This is a genomic window from Streptomyces sp. BV286, from assembly GCF_019090165.1.
In the GTDB taxonomy this organism is placed as follows: domain Bacteria; phylum Actinomycetota; class Actinomycetes; order Streptomycetales; family Streptomycetaceae; genus Streptomyces.
This window is the reverse complement of the sequence record NZ_JAHRIB010000132.1, coordinates 1-20,680: the sequence shown is the minus strand read 5'-3', so window position 1 is coordinate 20,680 and position 20,680 is coordinate 1. Positions and strand designations below refer to the sequence as shown.

13 protein-coding genes and 1 pseudogene are annotated in these 20,680 nt (G+C 70.5%); 2 read left to right on the top strand and 12 right to left on the bottom strand.

All coding sequences use genetic code 11. The features are described from left to right. The 11 genes and pseudogenes from KUF83_RS18465 to KUF83_RS18415 all read right to left on the bottom strand — a co-directional run. A pseudogene (locus KUF83_RS18465) lies at nt 1-2,198 on the bottom strand (beta-ketoacyl synthase N-terminal-like domain-containing protein); the annotation flags it as partial. 148 nt (nt 2,199-2,346) lie between these two features. Then, nucleotides 2,347-3,591, bottom strand: a complete 1,245-nt coding sequence (locus KUF83_RS18460; protein ID WP_217455820.1) for a type III PLP-dependent enzyme — start codon at nt 3,589-3,591, stop codon at nt 2,347-2,349. Then, a complete protein-coding gene (locus KUF83_RS18455) occupies nt 3,588-5,129 on the bottom strand; it encodes an AMP-binding protein (RefSeq protein ID WP_254644048.1) in 1,542 nt (513 codons plus the stop codon). Before KUF83_RS18455 ends, KUF83_RS18460 begins: the two co-directional genes overlap by 4 nt. Before the next feature lie 178 nt (nt 5,130-5,307). Continuing rightward, nucleotides 5,308-6,867 (bottom strand): AMP-binding protein, encoded by a 1,560-nt coding sequence (locus KUF83_RS18450; RefSeq protein ID WP_217455819.1) that lies wholly within the window; start codon nt 6,865-6,867, stop codon nt 5,308-5,310. A 97-nt stretch (nt 6,868-6,964) separates the two neighbouring features. Next, the gene (locus KUF83_RS18445) at nt 6,965-7,213 is read right to left on the bottom strand and encodes a phosphopantetheine-binding protein (protein ID WP_217455818.1); all 249 of its coding nucleotides are present in this window, start codon (nt 7,211-7,213) and stop codon (nt 6,965-6,967) included. A 48-nt stretch (nt 7,214-7,261) separates the two neighbouring features. Continuing rightward, entirely contained in the window at nt 7,262-8,230 is a 969-nt protein-coding gene (locus tag KUF83_RS18440) for an ACP S-malonyltransferase (RefSeq protein WP_254644046.1), read from the bottom strand. 7 nt (nt 8,231-8,237) lie between these two features. After that, nucleotides 8,238-9,137, bottom strand: a complete 900-nt coding sequence (locus KUF83_RS18435; protein WP_217455817.1) for a proline iminopeptidase-family hydrolase — start codon at nt 9,135-9,137, stop codon at nt 8,238-8,240. Between the two features lie 74 nt (nt 9,138-9,211). Continuing rightward, on the bottom strand, nt 9,212-10,558 hold the full coding sequence (locus KUF83_RS18430) for a methylaspartate mutase (protein ID WP_217455816.1): 1,347 nt from the start codon (nt 10,556-10,558) through the stop codon (nt 9,212-9,214). Further along, entirely contained in the window at nt 10,555-11,061 is a 507-nt protein-coding gene (locus KUF83_RS18425) for a cobalamin B12-binding domain-containing protein (RefSeq protein ID WP_254644045.1), read from the bottom strand. The genes KUF83_RS18430 and KUF83_RS18425 overlap by 4 nt, the downstream gene beginning before the upstream one ends. Before the next feature lie 223 nt (nt 11,062-11,284). Next, nucleotides 11,285-12,271 (bottom strand): aldo/keto reductase, encoded by a 987-nt coding sequence (locus KUF83_RS18420; protein WP_217455815.1) that lies wholly within the window; start codon nt 12,269-12,271, stop codon nt 11,285-11,287. Nucleotides 12,272-12,341: 70 nt separating this feature from the next. Continuing rightward, nucleotides 12,342-13,811, bottom strand: coding sequence for an NDP-hexose 2,3-dehydratase family protein (locus KUF83_RS18415; RefSeq protein ID WP_308403044.1), 1,470 nt, complete (start codon nt 13,809-13,811; stop codon nt 12,342-12,344). Nucleotides 13,812-14,154: 343 nt separating this feature from the next. Here KUF83_RS18415 and KUF83_RS18410 point away from each other — a divergent pair, with 343 nt between their 5' ends. Together KUF83_RS18410 and KUF83_RS18405 are read left to right on the top strand one after the other, a co-directional pair. Further along, nucleotides 14,155-15,312 carry an aminotransferase class I/II-fold pyridoxal phosphate-dependent enzyme gene (locus KUF83_RS18410; RefSeq protein WP_308403043.1) on the top strand — a complete coding sequence of 386 codons (1,158 nt, stop codon included), beginning with the start codon at nt 14,155-14,157 and terminating at the stop codon, nt 15,310-15,312. 3 nt (nt 15,313-15,315) lie between these two features. Beyond that, a complete protein-coding gene (locus KUF83_RS18405) occupies nt 15,316-16,026 on the top strand; it encodes a class I SAM-dependent methyltransferase (protein ID WP_217455813.1) in 711 nt (236 codons plus the stop codon). Between the two features lie 301 nt (nt 16,027-16,327). On the opposite strand, the gene KUF83_RS18400 is transcribed toward KUF83_RS18405, so the two are convergent. Then, nucleotides 16,328-20,671 (bottom strand): SDR family NAD(P)-dependent oxidoreductase, encoded by a 4,344-nt coding sequence (locus KUF83_RS18400; RefSeq protein ID WP_302828524.1) that lies wholly within the window; start codon nt 20,669-20,671, stop codon nt 16,328-16,330. Between the last annotated feature and the right edge of the window lie 9 nt (nt 20,672-20,680).

Sequence of the window (20,680 nt, the reverse complement as noted above, 5' to 3'; positions counted from 1 at the left end):
TCGACCGCGAACAGAGCAGCCTGCGCATACACCGTCCGCGTCAACAGAGCAGCCGCAGCACTCCCCGGCTCCGCGAACAACACCTCCCGCAGCGGAAGATCAAGGTCCTCCAAGCCGACGTCCAACAGGTCACACGTGCGCTCCAGCGACTCCGCGAACACCGGGAACGACGCGGCCAACTCCCGGCCCATGCCCACCCGCTGAGCACCCTGCCCCGTGAACAGGAACGCCAGCCGGCCGTCCACGACGCGGCCCGACACCACCCCGGGCGCCTCGGCGCCGGTCGCCAACACCTCCAGCGACCGGAGCAGTTCCTCGCGCGAGGAACCCAGCACCACACCCCGATGGTCCAGCCCGGCCCGTGACGCGTTCAGCGAGAAGGACACATCGGCGATCGACGCGTCCGCGTCCCGCTGCTGTGCCGACAGCCGCTCCGCCTGGGCCCGCAGCGCTTCCGCCGACCTGGCCGACACCACCCACGGCACCGGGAGCCCCGCGGGGGCCGTCGCCGTTTCCGGGACGGGGGCGGGGGCCGGCGGCTCCTCGATGATGACGTGGGCGTTGGTCCCGCTGATGCCGAAGGCGGAGATGCCGGCCCGGCGCGGGCGGTCGGAGCTGTCCCAGTCGCGGGTCTCGGTGAGGAGTTCGACCCCGCCCGTGGACCAGTCGACGTGGGGCGTGGGGGCGTCGATGTGGAGGCTGCGGGGCAGCTTTCCGTATCGCATGCCCATGAGCATCTTGATGAGGCTGGCGGCTCCGCCGGCGGCCTGGGTGTGGCCGAGGTTGGACTTGATGGAGCCGAGCCAGAGGGGGCGCTTCTCCTCGCGGTCCTGGCCGTAGGTGGCGAGGATGGCCTGTGCCTCGATGGGGTCGCCGAGCTTCGTGCCGGTGCCGTGGGCCTCCATGGCGTCCACGTCCGCGGGGGCGAGGCCCGCGTTGGCGAGGGCCTGGAGGATCAGGCGCTGCTGGGACGGGCCGTTCGGCGCGGTGAGGCCGTTGCTCGCGCCGTCCTGGTTGATGGAGGAGCCCTTGACGATGCCGAGGACGGGGTGGCCGTTGCGGCGGGCGTCGGAGAGGCGCTCGACGACGAAGATGCCGACGCCCTCGGAGAATCCGGTGCCGTCCGCGGCGGCGGCGAAGGGCTTGCAGCGGCCGTCGGCGGCGAGGCCGCGCTGGCGGCTGAAGGCGGCGAACATGCCGGGGTTGCCCATGACGGTCACACCGCCGGCCAGCGCGAGGGTGCACTCGCCCCGGCGCAGGGAGTGGGCGGCCAGGTGCAGGGCGACGAGCGAGCCGGAGCAGGCCGTGTCGATGGTGACCGCGGGGCCTTCCAGGCCGAGGCTGTAGGCGACGCGGCCGGAGGCGACGCTGGGGGCGTTGCCGGTCATGAGGTAGCCGTCCAGGCCTTCGGGGGCCTCGTGGACGCGGGTGCCGTACTCGTGGACCTCGGCGCCGATGAAGACGCCTGCCTTGCTGCCCTGGAGGGAGCCGGGGTCGATGCCGGCGCGTTCGAAGGCCTCCCACGCGGTCTCCAGGACGAGTCGCTGCTGCGGGTCCATGGCGAGGGCCTCACGCGGCGAGATCCCGAAGAAGTCCGCGTCGAAGCTGCCGGCTTCCGCCAGGAAGCCGCCCTCGCGGACGTAGCTCTTGCCCGGCTTGCCCGGGTCGGGGTCGTAGATGCCCTCGACGTCCCAGCCGCGGTTGGTGGGGAACTCCGTGAGTACCTCGCCCTCGTCCATGACGAGCTGCCAGAGGTCCTCGGCGGAGTTGATGTCGCCGGGGAAGCGGCAGCCGATGCCGACGATGGCGATCGGCTCGTCGTCCACGTCCGTGCCGGCGGCGACGGGCATGTGGGTCTCCTGGCCGATGCCGAAGGCGATGCGCCGGATCTGCTCGGCGACGAGAGCCGGGGTGGGGAAGTCGAAGGCGATCGTCACAGGGAGTTCGAGGCCGCTCTCGTCGGCCAGCCGGGCGTGCAGGTCCACGGCGGCGAGGGAGTCGAAACCGAGTTCCAGGAAGGGTCGTTGCACGTCGATCGTGTCGGGGGTGAGCGGTGCGACGGCCCGGAGGGCGGCGACGGTGTGCCGGTGCACCAGGTCGAGGACGGCCTGCTGCTGTTCGGCCGACGACAGGTCCTCCAGCCGCCGAGCCAGCGCCGATCGCGGGTCCGCGGACTCATCCGAAACAGGGGCGGTTTCAGGAACGATGTACTCGGACTCGCTCATTCGCTTACTCCTCGCTAGGGCGGGCGACGACACAGGTGAAGAAAGGGCGCAGGGAAAAGTGCGGGAACGCCCGCGTCGGGCGTTCCCTGGGTGGTGCGGGTGGTGCCGCGAGGCGGTGCGGCTACGCGCGGGTGGCGGGACTGCGGTGGTGCTCCAGGCGGGACGCGGAGACAACCCGGCCGTCCTGGACGACCACTTCGACCGGTGCGGGCCTGCCGAGGAACATCAGGAGGCTCGCGGTGACTCCGTAGGCGCCGGCGTTCGGCACGGTGACGAGGTCGCCGGGTTCGAGCCGCGGGAGGGCGATCTCCCGGCCGAGGAGGTCGCCGGGGGTGCACAGGGGCCCGGCAAGGCTGGCGACATCGTCGAGTTCGACGGCGTCGGCGGCGCCGGTGGTCTCGGGCTCCACGGCCACCGGCAACAGCCGACCGAGGCCGGACATCCCGCCGAAGGTGTTGATCCCTGCGTCGAGGACGACGAACTTCCGTCCGCGGCTGACCTTGGTGTTGACGACCCGGCTCAGCAGTGCTCCGCTTCCGCTGACCTGGTAGCGGCCGGTCTCGACGGCGATCTGCGGAGCTCCTTCCCGCCAGCGCGGGAGGTGGGCGTCGAGGGCGGCCGTGAGTGCCGCGCGCAGCTGTCGGTAGACGGGGCGGTCGCCGGGGGCCCCGTAGGGGTGGGCGAACCCTCCCCCTATGTCGAGGAATTCCAGCGGGATGCCGTGGTCCGCGGCCAGGCGTGCCGCGGTCTCGATGGTGTGCCGGAACTCCCCGATCAGGCTGTCCTCGTCGCGGGCGTTGCTGAGGGGGAAGAAGTGCATGCCGACGACTCGGGTGCCGGGTACGGCAAGGAGGTCCGGGGCGGCGTCGGCGAGGGTTTCGCTGTCGATGCCGAACTGGGAGGGGGTGCCGGTCATCCGGATGCTGGTGGTGGCGCTGGCGGTGGCGCTGTTGATGCGCAGCAGGCACCGGGCGACGGTGTCGTGGCGCAGAGCCGCGGCACCGATGTGCTGGAGGTCGGTGAAGGACTCCACGGAGAAGGTCCGTACGCCCTTGCCGATCGCCTCGTCGAGTTCGGTGTCCGTCTTGCCGGGGCCGGTGTAGAGACAGTCGGCGGCGCGGTATCCCGCGGTGAGGGCGGCGGCGAGTTCGCCGACGGAGCTGATCTCGGCGCGGCACTGCGGGCCGTTGTCGTCGCGCAGGGCGCCGGCGACCTGGGGGTGCGGGTTCGCCTTGAGGGCGTAGTAGACCTCTACCTCCTCGGGCAGGGCGGTACGCAGGTCGCGGCGGGCCTCGGTGATGCGGTCCAGGTCGTAGACGTAGAGCGGGGTGCCGTACTGCTCGGCGAGTTCCTCGTAGCGAGTCACCGGTCGCCCCCGTCGATGAGTCGTGCCAGCTGTTTGCGTTCGGACTTGCCGTTCAGGGTGAGCGGGAAGTCGTTGACGATGCGGCAGATCGCGGGGACCTTCGCGGATTCGAGGCGTTCGGCGAGCCTGCGCAGCACGTCGTGCGGTGCGAGGTCGGACGCGACGACGAGTGCCAGGTCGCGGGTGTCCGTGGGCGGCAGGGCGACGGCGGCGGTGACGCCGGGTATGTCGAGGGCCGCCGCTTCGATCTCGACGGTGCTCATGCGGGTGCCCTTGCGCTTGAACATGTCGTCGCGGCGGCCGACGAAGTAGAGGAAGCCGTCCTCGTCGAGGTGTCCGTAGTCGCCGGTGTGCAGCCGCATGGCGCCGGTGTGTTCGTCGCGTCGGTAGGCGCGGGCGGTGAGTTCGGGGGCGCGCCAGTAGCCGGCCATGACGTGGGGTCCGGTGACGGTGATCTCGCCGGGTTCACCGGGCGGCAGGGCCCGGCCGTCCTCGTCGAGGATCTCCACGGTGGTGCCCGGCAGGGGCAGGCCGACGGAGTCGGGCCGCTCGTACTCGAGTTCCGGCGGCATGATCGAGATGCGCTTGCACTCGGTCTGGCCGTACATGCGGACGACCTGGGCGCCGGGGAACGCCTCGCGGAGTTTGTCGATGGTGGCCTGGGGCAGGGCGGCAGCACTGTTGGTGAACATGCGCACGGCGGGTGCGCCTTCGGTGTCGCGTCGCGCCAGGGTGGTCAGCATGCTCGCGAGGGACGGCACGATGGGCATCATCGTGGCGCCGGTCTCGCGCATCGACTTGAGCAGGGCGATGTCCGGTTCGTTGCCGGCGAGGACCAGCTTGGCGCCGGTGAGGGTGGAGATGAGGACCTTGTAGAGACCGAAGTCCCAGGAGACGGACATACGGCAGAACACGACGTCGTCGCGGTGGTAGCCGAGGACGGCGTTGATGGAGGACGCTGCGAAGGCGATCTGCTGGTGGGGGCAGGCAACGGCCTTGGGGGCAGCCGTGCTGCCGGAGGTGTAGATGAGGACGGCCAGGTCCTCGGGCGAGACCTCGACGGGCTCGGTGCCGGCCTTCTCGCCGCGCAGCCGTTCCACGTCCGGCCACAGGGTGTCGAGCGCGAACACGGGCAGGTCGGTGAGGTCGTGCAGCCGGGCGGCGGCGGTCTCGTCCTCGGCGATGACGAGCCGGGGGTCGGCGTCGGCGATGACGGAGCTGAGGTGGAAGGGCTTCATGCCCGGGTTGAGGGGCACGAAGACGATGCCGCGACGGCAGGCTCCGAAGAACACGGCGACCGTCTGCCGGACGTTCGGCAGCTGGACGACGATGCGCTCACCGCGTGCGATGCCCTTTTCGTCGAGCCAGGCGCTGAACGCCTGGCTGTGGGCGAGCAGTTCCGCGTAGGTCCAGGAACCGAACGAGTCCTCCACGGCCTGGGAATTCGGCGAAGCTTTTCCGGAGTCTTCCAGAAAGTGGTGTACCAGCCCGCCGTGACGGAGATCGAGTTCGGCATTGTCGGACATCACATGGGTCATGCTGCTCAATGCAGGTCTCCTGTCCGGTATATGCACGTGAGGGTCTGATCAAGGCACACGGCGAACTCCCCCGAATACGTCTTTTGATGGCGAGGCTAGCCCGGCACGGGCCGGACGACATACCCCTAGCGGCCCCTAAGGGCCCCTATCGGGTTTGGTTGTCCGGCAGGGTGTTCTTTCACGTTCCGGCGAGGATTTCGTCGGCCCGTGCGGTAAGGGCCCGCCGGTCGGTCTTGCGGTTGGAATTCAGCGGCAGTTCCGCGATGTGGTGGTAATGCCGTGGTACGACGCCGTCCGGCAGGGTGGCCCGGAGCAGCGTGGCGAAGCGGACCGGCGGTACGGGTGCGGCGGCGGTGTAGAAGACGACCAGTTCCGTGCCCGCGCCGGTGGTCGCGCCCACGGTGACGGCCTCGTCGACGCCTTCGCACGCCTGGAGCGCGTGGTCGACCTCGGCCAGTTCGACGCGCCAGCCCTGGACCTGAACCTGGGCGTCCATCCGGCCGAGGTAGACCAGGTCGCCGCCGGGCGCCAGCCGGACCCGGTCCCCGGTGCGATACCAGCGGCGTCCGTCGTGGTCGAGGAATCTGCCGTGGTCGTCGGAGGGGTCGAGATAGCGGCCGGCCATCTGGGGCCCGGTGATGCACAGTTCGCCGGTGTCGGGGTGGGGTCGGCCGTCCGTGTCGAGGAGGACGTGGTCGAGGCCCTTGTGGAGGGGGCCGATCGGGACGACGCCGTTGGCGCCGACGGCCGGGGAGACCTCCGGTGACCACCGGTGCGCGGTGACGGTCACGGTCAGTTCGGTGGGTCCGTAGAGGTTCTCCACGAAGGACGCGGGGGCCGCGCGCTGCCAGTCGTCGGTGTCCGCGCACTTGAGTGCCTCGCCCGCGAACAGGCTCCAGCGCAGGGTGGGCAGGGAGCCCGGGCGCAGGCCGCCCAGGCGGCGGACGAGCGCGATGCTGCTGGGGGTGGAGAACCAGACGGTGACGCCCTGTTCGGTGAGGTGGGCCGGCAGGTCCCGGTAGGCCTGCGGCGGGATCCGGGCGATGCTCCCGCCCGCGCCCCAGGCGCTGAACATGTCGAACAGGGAGCAGTCGAAGTTGAGGTCGAAGGTCTGGGTGAAGACGTCCTCGGCGGTGAAGTCGTAGCGGGTGTCGAGCACTTGGAAGTAGTGGGCGAAGTTCCCGTGGCTGAGCGGCACGCCCTTGGGCCGCCCGGTGGAGCCGGAGGTGAACAGCACATAGGCCGTGTCGTAGGAGGCCACGGGCCGGGGCGCCGACAGGGCGTGGCGCTCGTCCACCGCCACGGGGCGGCCCGCCGTGCGCTCCCGCCCCGGGTTGTCGTCGACGGCCAGGACCACGGTCTCCGGCCGGTCGGCGAGCAGCTCGGGGAGCAGGCGCCGGCCTTGGGCGTCCGCGATGACGGCGGTGACCCCGGCGGCCCGCATCATCTCGGCGGTGCGGGCGACGGGGAAGTCGGGCCGCAGCGGCACCACGGCCGCGCCCGCGCACAGGGCGGTCAGGATGCCCTGGTAGGCGGGGATCCCCTTGGCTGCCAGCACCCCGATCGCCGTGGGCGCTTCGGCCGTGGCGTGCAGCAGGGATCCGGCCTGGCGCAGGGCGGTGCGGTGGACCTCGGCGTAGGTCACCGTCTGCCCGCCGGACCGCACCGCGGGCCGTTCGGGTCCGCGGGCGAGTCCGCGCAGGAAGCGTGCGTACAGTGCGTGGTCGGCGGCGTCCATGGTTCCTCCGTGGGGCCGGGCGGCGGTCGTGCCTACGGGCCGGGGTCTTCGCTCCGGGGCCGGGCGGGCGTCCTGGGGGCTCGGCCGCGGCGGATGGTCAGGGGCGCGGTTCGGCCAGGGCCGACACCGTCTTCCACAGCACGCCGGGGGTTTCGAAGGTCTCCTTGGTCAGCGCCTCGTCCTGGAAGTGGACGCCGTAGGTGTTCTCCAGTTCGGCGAGGAGTTCGACGGTGCCGAGCGAGTCGAGGCCGACGTCGCGCAGGCTGACGTCGTGCTCCAGCGGCTGGTCGGCGGAGAGAAACGGCAGATAGCGGCGGAGCAGGCTCTCGAAACGGTCGTCCCACATGGGAGCTCCTTTCGGCCCCGGTCGTCGGGGCACGCGGTCTTGGGGTGCCTACGCGGCGGTGGTGCTGCGCGGGCGGGGCTGGAGGGCGAGGCGCGGTGTGGCGGCGACGACCTCGAAGGCGCGGGTCGTGGTCCCGACGCGTCCGAAGAGGCTGTCGGGTCCCGCGACGCAGACGCGGGTGACGCCCTGGCCCTGGAGGGAGGCGATGACGTCGGGCCAGCGCAGGGGGCGTACGAAGCTCGCCAGGAGCATCGTGCGCACCTCTTCGCCGGTGGTCAGCAGCGCCCCGTCCTGGTCGGCGACGACGGGCAGTGCCGGGTCGTGGAAGGTGAGGCCGCCGACAACCTCCTCCTCCGCCTTGCGGCGCAGGCCGCCGAAGGCGGCGGCGTGCATGGGCGGCCGCATGGCGTAGAGCGGCATGGCGCCGGCCGACCGCAGGCGGGCCTCCAGCCAGGCGCTGTTTCGCTCGTGGAGGGTGAGCATGAAGAAGTCGTGGTCGATGTGGCAGGAGGTCTCGTGCCATTCGCCGCGCTCGTCGAGTTCGGCGAGGATCTCGTCGAGCCGCTCCCGGGGCGCGCGTACGAACGAGTGGGTCACGACACCGGTGTGTTCGGTGCGGAAGTACTCGTCCATGCACCGGGCGAGCCCGGCCGTCATCCGCACCGCGTCGGCGAAGGCGAGCGCGCCGCTGTAGGCGGCGACGGACTTCTCGCCGAAGCTGGCCCCGGTGCAGATCCGGGGGCTCACGCCGAGGTTCTGCTCGGCCCAGCGGGCAAGGGCCACGCAGTTCACCAGGAAGGCGATCTGGGCGTACTCGGAGTAGTCGCCCTCGGTCTCGCGGAAGCGGTCCACGAGCGAGTAGCCGAGCGTGTCGTCCGCCTCCACGAGCAGTTCGCGGACCTGTCGGTTGGTCACCAGGAACCTGCCGACCTCGGCGAACGACGCGGGCCCCATGCCGGGGAAGACCATGGCGGTCGCGCCGCCGTCCACGCCCGGTTCGTGCTGTGTCGTGTCCATGGTGGGCTCACACCAGACTTTCGAGATAGGAGAGCATGACCTGCTGGAACCGCTCGGGCTCCTCCAGGTGCGGTACATGGCTGGAGTTCTCCAGCACCTCCTGCCGCACCTCCGGCACGAGGTCGAGGAACGGCTGCACGGTGGCCTGGGTCGCCTCGTCGTGCCGGCCGGTCAGGACGAGCGTGGGCACGGCGATGTCGGGCAGGCAGAACTCCACGGACCAGTCGCGCAGTGTGCCGATCACGTGGAACTCGTTGGGGCCGTTCATCGTGAAGTAGACGGTGGGGTCGTTGTAGATCTCCATGAAGGTGGCGCCGAAGTCCCGCGGCCATGGCACGATCCGGCAGACGTGCCGGTCGTAGAAGGCGCGCATGGCGTGGAAGTACGGCTCGCTGTCGGTGGTGCCTGCCTCTTCGTGCTCGGTCAGCACCTTCTGGACGTCGGCAGGGAGCAGTTCGCGCAGGCGCTTCATCTCCTGGAGCCAGATCTTCATGGAGGCGGGCGCGTTGGCGACGACCAGGCCGCGCAGACCGACGGGTCGGCGGGCGGCGTGCACCGAGCCGAGCATGCCGCCCCAGGACTGGCCGTAGAGGATGTAGTCGTCGGCGATGCCGAGCTTGTCGAGGAGATTGTCCAGCTCGTCCTCGAACAGCTTGACGGTCCAGAAGTCCGCGCCGCGGTCGGGCAGATGGGTGGAGCCGCCGTTGCCGATCTGGTCGTAGTGGACCACGGGCCAGCCGGCGTCGGTGAGGGACGTCATGGCCAGCAGGTAGTCGTGCGTGCTGCCGGGACCTCCGTGGAGCAGCACCACCGGTGGTTTGCCTGAATGCAGGTCACCCGTCACGCGATACCAGGTCCGGTATTGACCGAATGGCACGGTCCCCTTGGCACTCGGGGGTTTGGACATTCACACCACCTCACAGTTCGACTCGTCGGTCACGCTAGATGAGCGGCACAGCGGAGCAGACCCCTATCCGGCCCCTAGGTACCCCTAGGCCCGGACAGCGGGGCCGGGCCCGCAGATTCGGGAAATGGCAGGGCGTCGTACGTCCGCTGTACGTAGGAAAGCGCGGTGAGTAGCTCGGAGGATGAAACCGCGCGAACGACGCCCGCTTTCACCGTGTTTCCCAGCGGCAGCATTCCGGTGTCCGCCCATCGCAGGCGACCGGTGTCGTCTATGTAACTCCGGCTGCGCCCCATGTTGTCGGGATGGAGGCAATAGGGAATGTCGAGGTATCCCCGCTTGAAGGCACGGAACAGGGCGCTGCCGATGTCCGGCCCGCAGTTCATGACCGCCTCGACGAGGGCACGGGCCTCCGCGTGCGTCACGGAGTCGGCGGAGTGGTCCTCGACGGCCGCGGGCGGCGCGCCGGCCGCGGCGGGCCCTCCTGTCGCGCGGAGTACGGCGGCGGGACGGGGCGCCGCCCGGGCGACGGCCGCCGCGTGTTCGAGGGCGGCCACGTTGTCGGCGACGGTGGGGATGTGGTGCGCCTCGGCCGCCGTCTTGACGATCAGCCGCTCGGCCCCGGTGGCGACGGCCAGTTCAGCGGCACGCCCAAGGAGCGCGTGGGCACCCTCCGGAGTGGTCGGATACACGCCCATGTACGCGTAGATGACGATGTGGCAGTCGGTGTCGGGCAGCAGCTCGGTGTGCAGGCGGCGCAGGGCCCATACCGCTTCCCGGTCCTGTTCGGGGTGGGTCTGCTGGGCGTAGCTGAGGGAGATGCTGCGGATGCCGTGCTGCCGGAAGAAGAGCGCCTCGAGCACGCTGATCGCGACGAGCTGGCTGGGCGGGCACAGCTGCCCGAGCATGCAGCCGCCGAAGGTCTCGAGGTGGGGTTCGAGTCCCAGCTCCCGCAGCCCGGCGAACTGGTCGCAGCAGCGGGCCCAGTTGCTCACCGACTGGTCGAGCGGGATGCGTCCGTACGGCAGGCAGTAGGAGACGGGTCCGCCCTCGGTGGCGTCCAGGCCCACCCGGGTCAGCGCGCCGAAGATGTGCAGGGGCGTCGCCGATCCGTGGCGTACCTGGACCGGGAAGTCGTCACCGACGATCCCGGCCAGGACCTGACGCGTCGTCGACTCCTCGTGGGTGGCGATGGGATAGCCGTTGAGGGCGATCCCGGACTGCAGCGCCTTCGCGGCGGCGTCGAGGTCGCCTACGCGCGTATAACTGTCCAGTGTGAGCGTGCCGACCGTGGTGGCGTCCGCCGCCCGGGTGGCGGCCAGTCCCGCGCGCATCGCGTCGGGGGCACCCATGCCCATGCGGGGCTGCACGACCAGTTCGCCCCGCTCGTGGGCGGAACGTACGAAGGCGCCGAATCCCGTCAAGACGCGACCTGTTGGGGAAGCGCCTGTATGTAGTGCGCGAACGAGGACACCGCCTCCGCGTCGTCGGGGAACACCGCGTCGAAGCCCGCCCAGGCCAGTTCCGCAGCCTGTTGCGACTGGCCCGATCCGGCGACGCCGAGCTTGCCGCCGATGACGACGGGGATGCCGTCGAGTTCCTCGCAGGCGCGCAGTTCGCGGATGACACGCATCCCGTCCTGGTAGCCGTGACCGTTGACGGTGCTGATGACGACGAGACCGGGGCGCCGGTCGCGGCACTCGGCGACGAGCAGCTCGTCGGGCACGCACGGCCCGAGATTGACGACCTCGTGGCCCAGCTCCTCGATCAGCAGCTGCAGGAAGACCAGGTTCCAGGTGTGCGAGTCGGACGCGACGCTGCTGATCAGCACGGGGGGTGCGCCGCCGCTCGGAAGGTGCGGCAGGGGGTCCTGCGGCCGGTGGGTGGGAGCGGCGGTGGACATCTGGCGGACGTGGGAGGGATACATGTGGGGCGTGCTCCGTGTGGAAGGGGGGACGGGAGGGTGTGTGGCATGACGGCGGGCGCCGTGGACCGGGCCGAGGCAGTGCGCGACGGCTCACGGCAGGGCCGTACGGACCCGGGGTACGGGTGGTAGTGGTGCGGTTGGGGGCGGTCGGGGCCGGCGCCGATGGGCGGCCTCAGAGGCGGCCGCTGCCCGCTGCCGGAGGGGCAGCCGGTGCCGTCGTGGGTCAGTCGAGCCAGGCCGCGGGTGCCGGGCGGCCGTTGCCGATCGGCGGGAACAACTCGTCGAGCCGGTCGAGGACGTCGTCGGGAAGCCGCAGGTCCAGGGTGTCCAGCGCGCCGGCCAGGTGGGCGGCGGTGCGCGGGCCGATGACGGCCGCCGTGAGCCCGGGGCGGGACAACAGCCAGGCCAGCGCGACCTGGGCCGGGTCGAGGGAGATCTCCGCGCACAGCTTCTCGTAGTGCGAGATGACGTCGCGCCGGGTCTCCAGGGCGAGAGCCGCGCGGCCCTGCGCGGTCTTCACCGCCGTCCCGTCGTCCAGCTTGCGCAGCGCGCCGCCGAGCAGCCCGCCGTGCAGCGGCGACCAGGCGAGGACTCCGATGCCGTGGGCCTCGGCGGCGGGCACGACCTCGGTCTCCACGAAACGGGTCGCGAGGTTGTAGACGCACTGCTCGGAGACGATGCCGAGGAAGTTGCGGCGGGCCGCCGCGGCCTGGGCGTCGGCGAGGTGCCAGCCTGCGAAGTTGGAGGATCCGACGTAGCGGATCTTGCCCTGGTGCACGAGGGTCTCCATGGCCTGCCACACCTCCTCCCAGGAGGCCGACGGGTCGACGTTGTGCATCTGGTAGACATCGATCCAGTCGGTACGCAGCCGCCGCAGCGAGTCCTCGCAGGAGGCGACGATATGACGCGCCGACAGTCCCTGGTCGTTGGGCAGGTCGCTCATCGGGTTGCTGACCTTGGTGCCGAGGACCACGCGCTCGCGCCGCCCGCCGCCCTGCGCGAACCACTGCCCGATGATCTCCTCAGTCAGTCCCTTGTGGACCTGCCAGCCGTACTGGTTGGCGGTGTCGAAGAAGTTGATGCCCTGCTCCAGAGCCTCGTCCATGAGCGCGAACGCCTCGTCGCGCGTGGTGCGGACGCCGAGGTTGAGCGTGCCCAGGCACAGCGGGCTCACGTTCAGTGCCGTACGTCCGAGTTTCCGGTAGAGCATCGTCACCCTTTCAGGGACCTGAGGGAGGAAGGAGGGAGGAAGGAGGAGGTGCGGCGGTCACCGCGCAGGGTCAGAGGTCCCGTGGCGCTCCGGAGAGGCTGTGCAGACAGGCGATGAGGCTGCGGGCCTGGACGTTGACGTAGTGGCTGTGCCGGAGCAGGCCGACCATCTGGTGGAGCGCCATCCAGCGGAAGTCCGGGGCCGGTTCGGGGGTGACCTCGATGTCGGACTCGACGACGAGATAGCGGTTCTGGGCGTGGTAGAACCGGCCGCCCTCCTCGGACAGGATCGTCTCGAAGAGCACCTGCTCGGGGCGGGCGGACAGCACATGGTTCAGGAAGGCCGGCCGGGCCGCCGGAGGAAGACCCTCATAGTTCGACGGGGTGCACATGACCGTGGGCGAGAGCTCCACGACGTCCAGATAGCCGGGCTCGACGCGGGCGTGCGCCAGGACATGCAGGACACCCTCGATCCGCTTGACGAGAAAGGCAACGATGCCGACGCCCGCGGGCGCGATCATGGGCTGGGTCCACTCGCGCACCTCCCGGTCGCCGTCGGTCTCGATGTGCACACCCATGACGTCGAAGAACCGGCCGGTGTCGTGGGAGATCGTGTACTGGCTGCGCCGCCAGTTCTCCACCTCGCGCAGCGGTACGAGCCGGGTGCGCACCTCGTGCCGGGTACGGGCGTCGGTGATCCAGCTCAGGATGTCGCCGGTACTGTGCAGACTGCCGTGGTCCTCGCTGCACGAACGCAGGATGGGCAGCCGTAGCTCGCTTCCGGGCCCGGGCAGTTGCTCGGCGAGCCGGGACCCGGAGAACGGCAGACAGGACAGCACGGTCCGCGTATCCATGTTGATCAGGTCGTCGATCGCGAGCAGCCGGTGCAGCTGACCGATGGTGAGCCACATGAACGCCTCGTGCGGCTCGATGTCCTCGTCGGTCTCCACGACCATGTTCCGGTTGCGCTTCTGGAAGAACCACGAGCCCTGTTCGGACTGCAGCGCGTCCGTCATGACACTGTGCTGCGAGGTGTCCTGGAAGTACGACAGATACGGTACGGCGTTGCCCTGGTGCACCCGGGTGTAGTTGCTCCGGGTGGCCTGGACCGTCGGGGAGAGCTGAAGTCCGTTGCGGTTGCCCGGCTCCATCTTGGCCTGCATCAGACAGTGCAGGACGCCGTTGAATTCCTTGACCAGAATTCCGAGAATTCCGATCTCCGGCTGGTTGATGATGGGCTGTGACCAGGCGGGGATCGGTGCCCCGGGCAGTTCGACGGAGAGTCCCTGCACGCTGAAGAACTTCCCGCTGTCGTGCCCGATGTTGTGGGTGTCGGGGTCGGTGCTCCAGCCGGCGAGCTCGTCAAGGGGCATCTTGTGGACACGGGCCACTTTCTTACCGCGCTCGGCGAACCAGGCATGGAATTCGGCAAGGCTGTGGAGCGCGCCCTTGTCGACGATACTCACCGACGTGGCGATACGAACCGCGAGCGACTCGTCGCCGGAACGGGTGGGCAGGGGCGTCGACAATGTCTCGGCCACGGAGGTCTCCTTATGGGCGGCGGCCATGCGGAACTCATCGAGGGTTCATCGATCTCGCCGGAACTCGTCGGGCGGTCCGTAGAACTCGTCGGGGAGTTCTACGGAGTTCGCAGGGGAAGGCTTCGGTCGAGTTCGACTGGATCTTCGCGCTCACAGCGGCTGCCTTGGCGCTGTGTCACGCTCACCGGCAGGCTGCACCCGACGCTAGCTCCGGCGAGGCGGCCGGGCCAGCAGGACTGGGGCCCCTTAGGGGGGTGGTTAGGGGCTTGCGGGGTCGGCCGTCGCCACGGGTGAACGGCCGCAGGGGTTGAGGCTAGGGGCCGGTTGAAGGAACGATGAACAGGTGAATGATTCGCCTGTGTTCCGCGAGCCCCTGCACGTCGGTCGCCCCAATATGGGCAGTCGCGCGCGCCTGACGGAGAGACTGGACGGAGCGCTCGACCGGCTCTATCTCACCAACGGCCCACTGGTCCGTGAATTCGAGGAGAAACTCGCCGAAGTCGCAGGAGTCGGTCACTGTGTCGCCGTGTGCAATGCCACGGTCGGCCTTCAGGTCGCGGCCAGGGCCGCGGGAATCCGGGCCGGCGACGAAATCATCGTGCCCGCCTTCACCTGGGTGGCCACGGCCGCGGCGCTGGACTGGATAGGAATTGTTCCTGTCTTCTGCGATGCCGACGAGAGGACGGGAAACCTCGATCCGTCCGAGGTCGAGGCGCTGATCGGTCCACGCACCCGCGGAATCATGGGAGTCCATGTCTTCGGTTATCCCTGCGCGATGGACGAACTCACCGATATCGCCGACCGGCACGGTCTGCCGTTGCTGTTCGACGCGGCCCACGCGATCGGCTGCACCTACAAGGGCCGGCCCGTCGGCGGTTTCGGTGCAGCGGAGGTGTACAGCTTCCACGCCACGAAGTTCGTCAACAGTTTCGAGGGCGGCGCCATCGTCACCCGGGACGCCGAGTTCGCCGAACGCTGCCGCGAGTTGCGCAACTTCGGCATCACCGCGAGCGGTGAGATCAGGTCCGGCGGCACGAACGCCAAGATGAACGAGGCGGCGGCCGCGATGGGACTGACCTCCCTGGAGGTCATGGGCGAGCTGATGGACATCAACACCCTCAACCACCGCCGCTACGAGAAGGGCCTCGAAGGACTGGCGGGCGTACGGGTGCGGGGACAGGCGGAGGGCGAGCGTGCCAACCACCAGTATCTGGTGATCGAGATCGACGCCTCGGCCGCCGGCATCCACCGCGACGAGGTGCACGCGGCGCTCGGCGCCCAGAACGTACTGTCCCGCCGCTACTTCCACCCCAGCTGCCATCAGGTGGAGCCCTACCGGAGTGATCCCGCCCGGCACGCCCCGCGGCCCCTGCCGCGCGCGGAGGCACTCGCCGAGCGGGTACTCGCCCTCCCGACGGGCAGCGCCGTCGGGCCGTCGGAGATCGACAAGGTCTGCGACATCGTCCGGCGCTGTGTCAGCGCCCGAACCCCGGCCAGGTGACCCATGTACGAAGAGGATTTCGCCCACGTCTACGACGGCATCTACCGACGGCACAAGAACTACGCCGGTGAGGCCGACCGCATCCGCGAACTGGCCCTCGAATACCGTCCGGACGCAGCCAGTCTGCTGGACGTCGGCTGCGGCACGGGCGAGCATCTGGCCCATCTGCGGAAGCACTTCGACGTGGCCGGCGTGGATCTCGCCCCGCCCATGATCCGTATCGCCTCCGCCAAGCTTCCCGGAGTGCCCCTGCTCCAGGACGACATGCGCACCTTCGGCCTTGAGCGGACCTTCGACGTGGTCTGTTCGATGTACAGCTCGGTGGGCTATCTGGCGTCGGCGGACGATCTGTTCACCGCCGTCAAGAACATGGCGCACCATCTGCGTCCGGGCGGGGTGCTGATCATCGAACCCTGGATCCTTCTGGAGGACTGGAACGGCGGCGACCTCGTGGAGGCCGGCTTCGAGAACGAGGGCGGCAAGGTCGTCCGGATGGGCCGCTGGACCACCAGGGACGGACGCAGCCACGTCGAGATGCACTATCTCGTCGCCACGGGATCCGATCCGGTACGGCACTTCGTGGACGAGCAGGAGCTGTCGCTGTTCTCCCGCGAGGAGTACGAGACGGCGTTCCGGTCGGCGGGGTGCGCGGTGGAGTACCGACCCGACGGCTACGCGGACCGCGGGGTCTTCATCGGGGTGCGGGGGGCCTAGCGGACCATCCGAGGCGGGTGTACGACGCCGTTGCCGTCCCCTCCGGGGCGGTGCGGCGGGAGGACGGCTTCGGGCCCATCTCCCGCCGCACCGCCCCGGACGTGTGTGAGCGCACCGACGGAAACGGCGAGATGCGGTGGTACGACCCGGGGTATGGCCCGGCCTCGCCAGGCCCTGGTGGAAGCGACGGACCGGTGCGACGCGCAGGTCCCCTGAGCGGGCGGTGGCGAGCGGACACGCGGCTGAGGGCCGCCCCGGGGCGGGGGCGGCCCTCAGCCGCGCGGGCGACCGGGCCCCGGAGTCACAGCCGGTCGGTGAGCCATTCCTCAACCGCCGCGGCCGTCAGGTCCGCCTGGCTCTCGACGATCCCGAAGTGGTCACCGGGTACTTCGAGGACCGTGTCCGCCGTGTCCCAGGAGGCACGCCAGTCGTCCGGGCCTTCGCCCCCGTCCGCGTCTCCCGCGGTCAGCGACTTCTCGGGCCGGACGAACAGCACCGGCGCCGTGATGTCCACCGGCTTGACCTCTCCGACGAGCCGGGCGTAGCGGCCCATGGCCGACAGCCGCGCACTGTTGAAACGGCCGAAGACCTCTTCGCGTGCGAACAGCCCCTCCACCATGCTGATCCAGAAGTCGCCGTCGAGGTCCGCCCCGCCGTCGGCGCGGTAGCTGTCGAGCAGCACCACAGCGGCCGGCGGACGGCCGGCTGACTCCAGCCAGGACGCGACGCCGTGGGCGAAGATGCCGCCGGCCGAGTAGCCGAGCAGAACGAACGGGTCGTCGCCCGCCGCCTCCTGGACACTGCGTCCGAAGACCTCCACGACGGCTTCCGCGGTCTCCGGGAGCCGGTCCTGCGCCGCGAACCCGGGCATGGGCAGCGCGGACACCTCCCGTACCCCGCGGAAGTGGGCCGCCAGCCGGGCGTACTGGTGCACCCCGCCCATCGCCATCGGCGAGGCGAAGCAGAACAGCCGGGGCAGGCGTGGTCCCTGGGCCAGCCGGACCGGCACGGGCAGGTCGTCACCGAACTCCGCGGCGCTGCTGAAGGCGGGGCGCAGTTCGGCGACGGCACGCAGCAACCCGACGCCCTTCGTCACCTGTCCGTTCCTCACCGCGCTCCGGAACAACGCGCTGAGGGTGTCCGCCGCATCGTCCTCCGCCGGCCGTCGGGCCGCCCCGCCGTCACCGGCGTCGACCGTGGTGGCCGTGGTGTCCGTCGCGGCCAGCGCGTCGGCGAGTTCGTCGGCCAGATGCCGGGCGAGATCCGCGGGTGTGGTGTGGTCGAACACCGCGGTGGCCGCGAGCCGCAGACCGGTGGCCTCGTGAAGTTGGTTGCGCAGCTCCATCGCGGTGAGCGAGTCGAAGCCGGACTCCAGGAAACCGAGACCGGGGTCGACGTCCTGCGGACCGCGGTGTCCCAGCACCACGGCCGTGCAGGACCGCACCAGCTGGACGAGGTGCTCGTACCGCTCCTCCGGCGGCGCCGCGCCGAGCCGCCGCCGCAGTTCGGCGGGGCCCCCGTGCCGGGAGGCCGTGGCCGCTCCCTTGCGGCGCGCGGCCACCAGGGACCTCAGGAGGTGCGGTACGTCGTCCTGGGGCCGCAGATCCAGCAGGACCGGCAGCACGGCGGAATGCGTACCGGCGCAGGCGTCGTCGAAGAGGGCCAGGCCCTGTTCGGTGGTGAACGTGCCGACACCGCCGCGAGCGATACGTGCGCGGTCTCCGCCGCTCAGGCGGCCCCCCATACCGCGGCTCGTGTCACCGCCGCTCGTCGCCTCCGGTGTGGTGCCGTCCGCCTCCCACAGGCCCCAGCCGAGGGACAGGCCGGGCAGCCCCTGGCTCCGGCGCCGGACGGCCATCGCGTCGAGGTAGGCGTTGGCCGCCGCGTAGTTGGCCTGCCCGGGGCTGCCGAGCGTGCCGGCCGCGGAGGAGAACAGTACGAAGGCGGAGAGGTCCGCGTCCCTGGTCAGCTCGTCGAGGTGCCGGGCCGCGTCCGCCTTTGGCCGCAGTACGGCATCGAGCCGTTCCGGCGTGAGCGCGTCGACCAGCCCGTCGTCGAGCACGCCCGCTGCGTGGACGACCGCGCCGAGGGGACGGTCCGCCGGGATCGCCGCCAGGAGAGCCGCCAGGTCGTCCCGGTCGGCCACGTCGCACGCGGCCACCTCCGCCCGGGCGCCGAGGGAGGCGAGTTCGGCCACCAGGTCGGCGGTGCGCGGAGCACGGGCCCCCTGGCGTCCCACCAGCAGCAGCTGCCGTACGCCGTGCTCGCGGGCCAGGTGCCGGGCGAGACGGGAACCCAGCGCACCGGTACCGCCGGTGACGAGAACGGTCCTGTCCGGGTGGAAGACGGCGGCGGCCGACTGCCGTTCGGCATCAGGGCCGGCATCGGGCACGGTTTCGGGGCCTGACTCGGGGCTTGCGTCGAGCACCCGCACTAGACGCGCGGCGTGGACGACGCCCTCCCGCAGGGCGATCTGCGGCTCCTCGCTCGCCAGGGCTCCGGGGAGGACCTGGGCGGATGCCGTGGAACCGTCCGAGTCCAGGAGGACGAAACGGCCCGGATGCTCCGACTGCGCAGACCGTACGAGTCCCCAGGCGGCAGCCGCGTCCACGTCGATCGCGTCGTCGACGGAGACGGCGGTCGCACCGCGTGTCATCAGCACGAGGGTGGCTTCGGCGCAGCGCTCGGCACTCAGCCAGGCCCGCACGGCGTGCAGCGCTTGGTGAGCGGCGGAGCGAGGGGGGGCGCTGTCGCTGTCGGCAGCGCCGACGATGTCGTCATGGGCATGGGCATGGGCGTCGGTGAGTGACAGGAGCACGACGTCCGGAGTGTCGGTTCCGGACTCGGTGCCGTCTCCGGATGCGGCCGGCGCCGAGGTGAGCGCGTCAAGGTCGTCGTACCGGGCGAGGGGAAGGGATCCCTCCGTGGGAAGGCCGACGGCCGACAGCGCTGTCGGGCCGTACGGGTCCGGCCCGACCAGGGCCCACTCCCCCGTGCTCTGCTGAACGGCGGGCAGCTGAGCCACCCAGTCCAGGCGGAACATCGATGCGGGACGGTCCGTGCGTGCCTGCGCGAGCTGTTCGGCGGTGATCCCGCGGAGCACCAGCTCACGTACGGTCGCAACGGGCGCGCCCACCGCGTCGGCGATCCACAGACGGTACGTGTCGCCACCCGTACGGGCCAGGGAGAGCCGCAGCTGGGTGGCTCCCGACCGGTGCAGCGTGACTCCCGTCCAGGCGAACGGCAGTCGGGCCACGATCCCGTCCTCGTCGCAGCCCTCGTGCGCGGCCGCGAGACCGACGGCGTGCAGGGCCGCGTCGAGGAGTGCCGGGTGCAGACCGAAGCGGCCGGCGTCCTTCGCCGCGTCCTCGGGAAGCTCCACCTCGGCATCGATCCCGTCCTCGGTACGCCAGGCGGCCTTGAGCCCCTGGAAGACCGCCCCGTAGACCAACCCGTCCGGCCGCGCCTCGAGTTCGGAGTAGAAGCCCTCGATGTCGACCGGCTCGGCGGTGGGGGGCCATGCCGTGAGTTCGAACTCGGGTGCCAGGGCATCGGCCGCCAGTACACCGGTGGCGTGTCGGGTCCAGGGCGTCTCGTCCCCGTCCTCGGGACGCGAGTACACCTCCACCAGACGCTCCCCGACCCCGTTCGCCGCCTCCACTACAACCTGCACCTGTACGCCACCACGCTCGGGCACCACCAACGGCGCCTCCAGCGTCAACTCCTCCAACCGCCCACAACCGACCTCGTCACCGGCACGCACCGCCAGCTCGACGAAGGCCGTGCCGGGCAGCAGCACCACACCCGCGACGGTGTGATCGGCCAGCCACGGATGCGACTTCAACGACAGCCGCCCCGTCAGCACCAACCCATCACCACCCGCCAGCCCGACCACCGCACCCACCAACGGATGATCCGCCACCGACTGACCAAGCCCTGCCGCATCAGTGGCCTTCTGTCCGGCCTCCAGCCAGAACCGACGCTGCTGGAAGGCGTACGTGGGCAGTTCGACCCGGCGTCCGCCGCCCGCCGTCACCGGCTCCCAACCCACCGGCACACCGCGCACGGTGAGCCGGGCCAGACCGGTCAGGAACTCCCGCACCTCGTCGCGGTCCCGACGCATCACGGGCACGCACGCCACATCCGAGTCCTCCGCCAGCGACTCACGAGCCATCGCGCTCAGCACACCCTCGGGGCCAAGTTCGACGAACGACGACACACCAGCATCCAGAAGAGCCTCAATTCCGGAGCCGAACCGCACCGCCTCACGGACGTGCCGCACCCAGTACTCCGGTGCGCAGAGTTCCTGCGCCGACGCGATCTCCCCGGTCACGTTCGACACGACCCCGAGAGCCGGAGCGTTGAACGTCAACCCCTCCACCACAGCAGCGAAGTCGTCGAGCATGGGCTCCATCAGCGGAGAGTGGAAGGCGTGGCTGACCTGGAGCTGCTTGGTCTTCACCCCGCGCTCCCGCAGCGCCTCCACCACCGGCAGCACCGCAGCTTCCGTGCCCGAAAGGACCACCGAACGCGGCCCGTTCACCGCCGCAATACCGGCGTCGAGCACCCCGTCCAGGAGTTCACGCACCTCATCCTCGGTGGCCTGGACCGCCACCATCACCCCACCCGCAGGCAACACATCCATCAACCTGCC

Excerpts from the sequence above, each read along its gene's own strand:
- KUF83_RS18420 (WP_217455815.1), bottom strand. The coding sequence starts at position 12,271 with ATGCTCTACCGGAAACTCGGACGTACGGCACTGAACGTGAGCCCGCTG.
- KUF83_RS18450 (WP_217455819.1), bottom strand. The coding sequence starts at position 6,867 with ATGGACGCCGCCGACCACGCACTGTACGCACGCTTCCTGCGCGGACTC.
- KUF83_RS18455 (WP_254644048.1), bottom strand. The coding sequence starts at position 5,129 with ATGACCCATGTGATGTCCGACAATGCCGAACTCGATCTCCGTCACGGC.
- KUF83_RS18435 (WP_217455817.1), bottom strand. The coding sequence starts at position 9,137 with ATGTCCAAACCCCCGAGTGCCAAGGGGACCGTGCCATTCGGTCAATAC.
- KUF83_RS18440 (WP_254644046.1), bottom strand. The coding sequence starts at position 8,230 with ATGGACACGACACAGCACGAACCGGGCGTGGACGGCGGCGCGACCGCC.
- KUF83_RS18425 (WP_254644045.1), bottom strand. The coding sequence starts at position 11,061 with ATGTATCCCTCCCACGTCCGCCAGATGTCCACCGCCGCTCCCACCCAC.
- KUF83_RS18445 (WP_217455818.1), bottom strand. The coding sequence starts at position 7,213 with ATGTGGGACGACCGTTTCGAGAGCCTGCTCCGCCGCTATCTGCCGTTT.
- KUF83_RS18405 (WP_217455813.1), top strand. The coding sequence starts at position 15,316 with ATGTACGAAGAGGATTTCGCCCACGTCTACGACGGCATCTACCGACGG.
- KUF83_RS18400 (WP_302828524.1), bottom strand. The coding sequence starts at position 20,671 with ATGGATGTGTTGCCTGCGGGTGGGGTGATGGTGGCGGTCCAGGCCACC.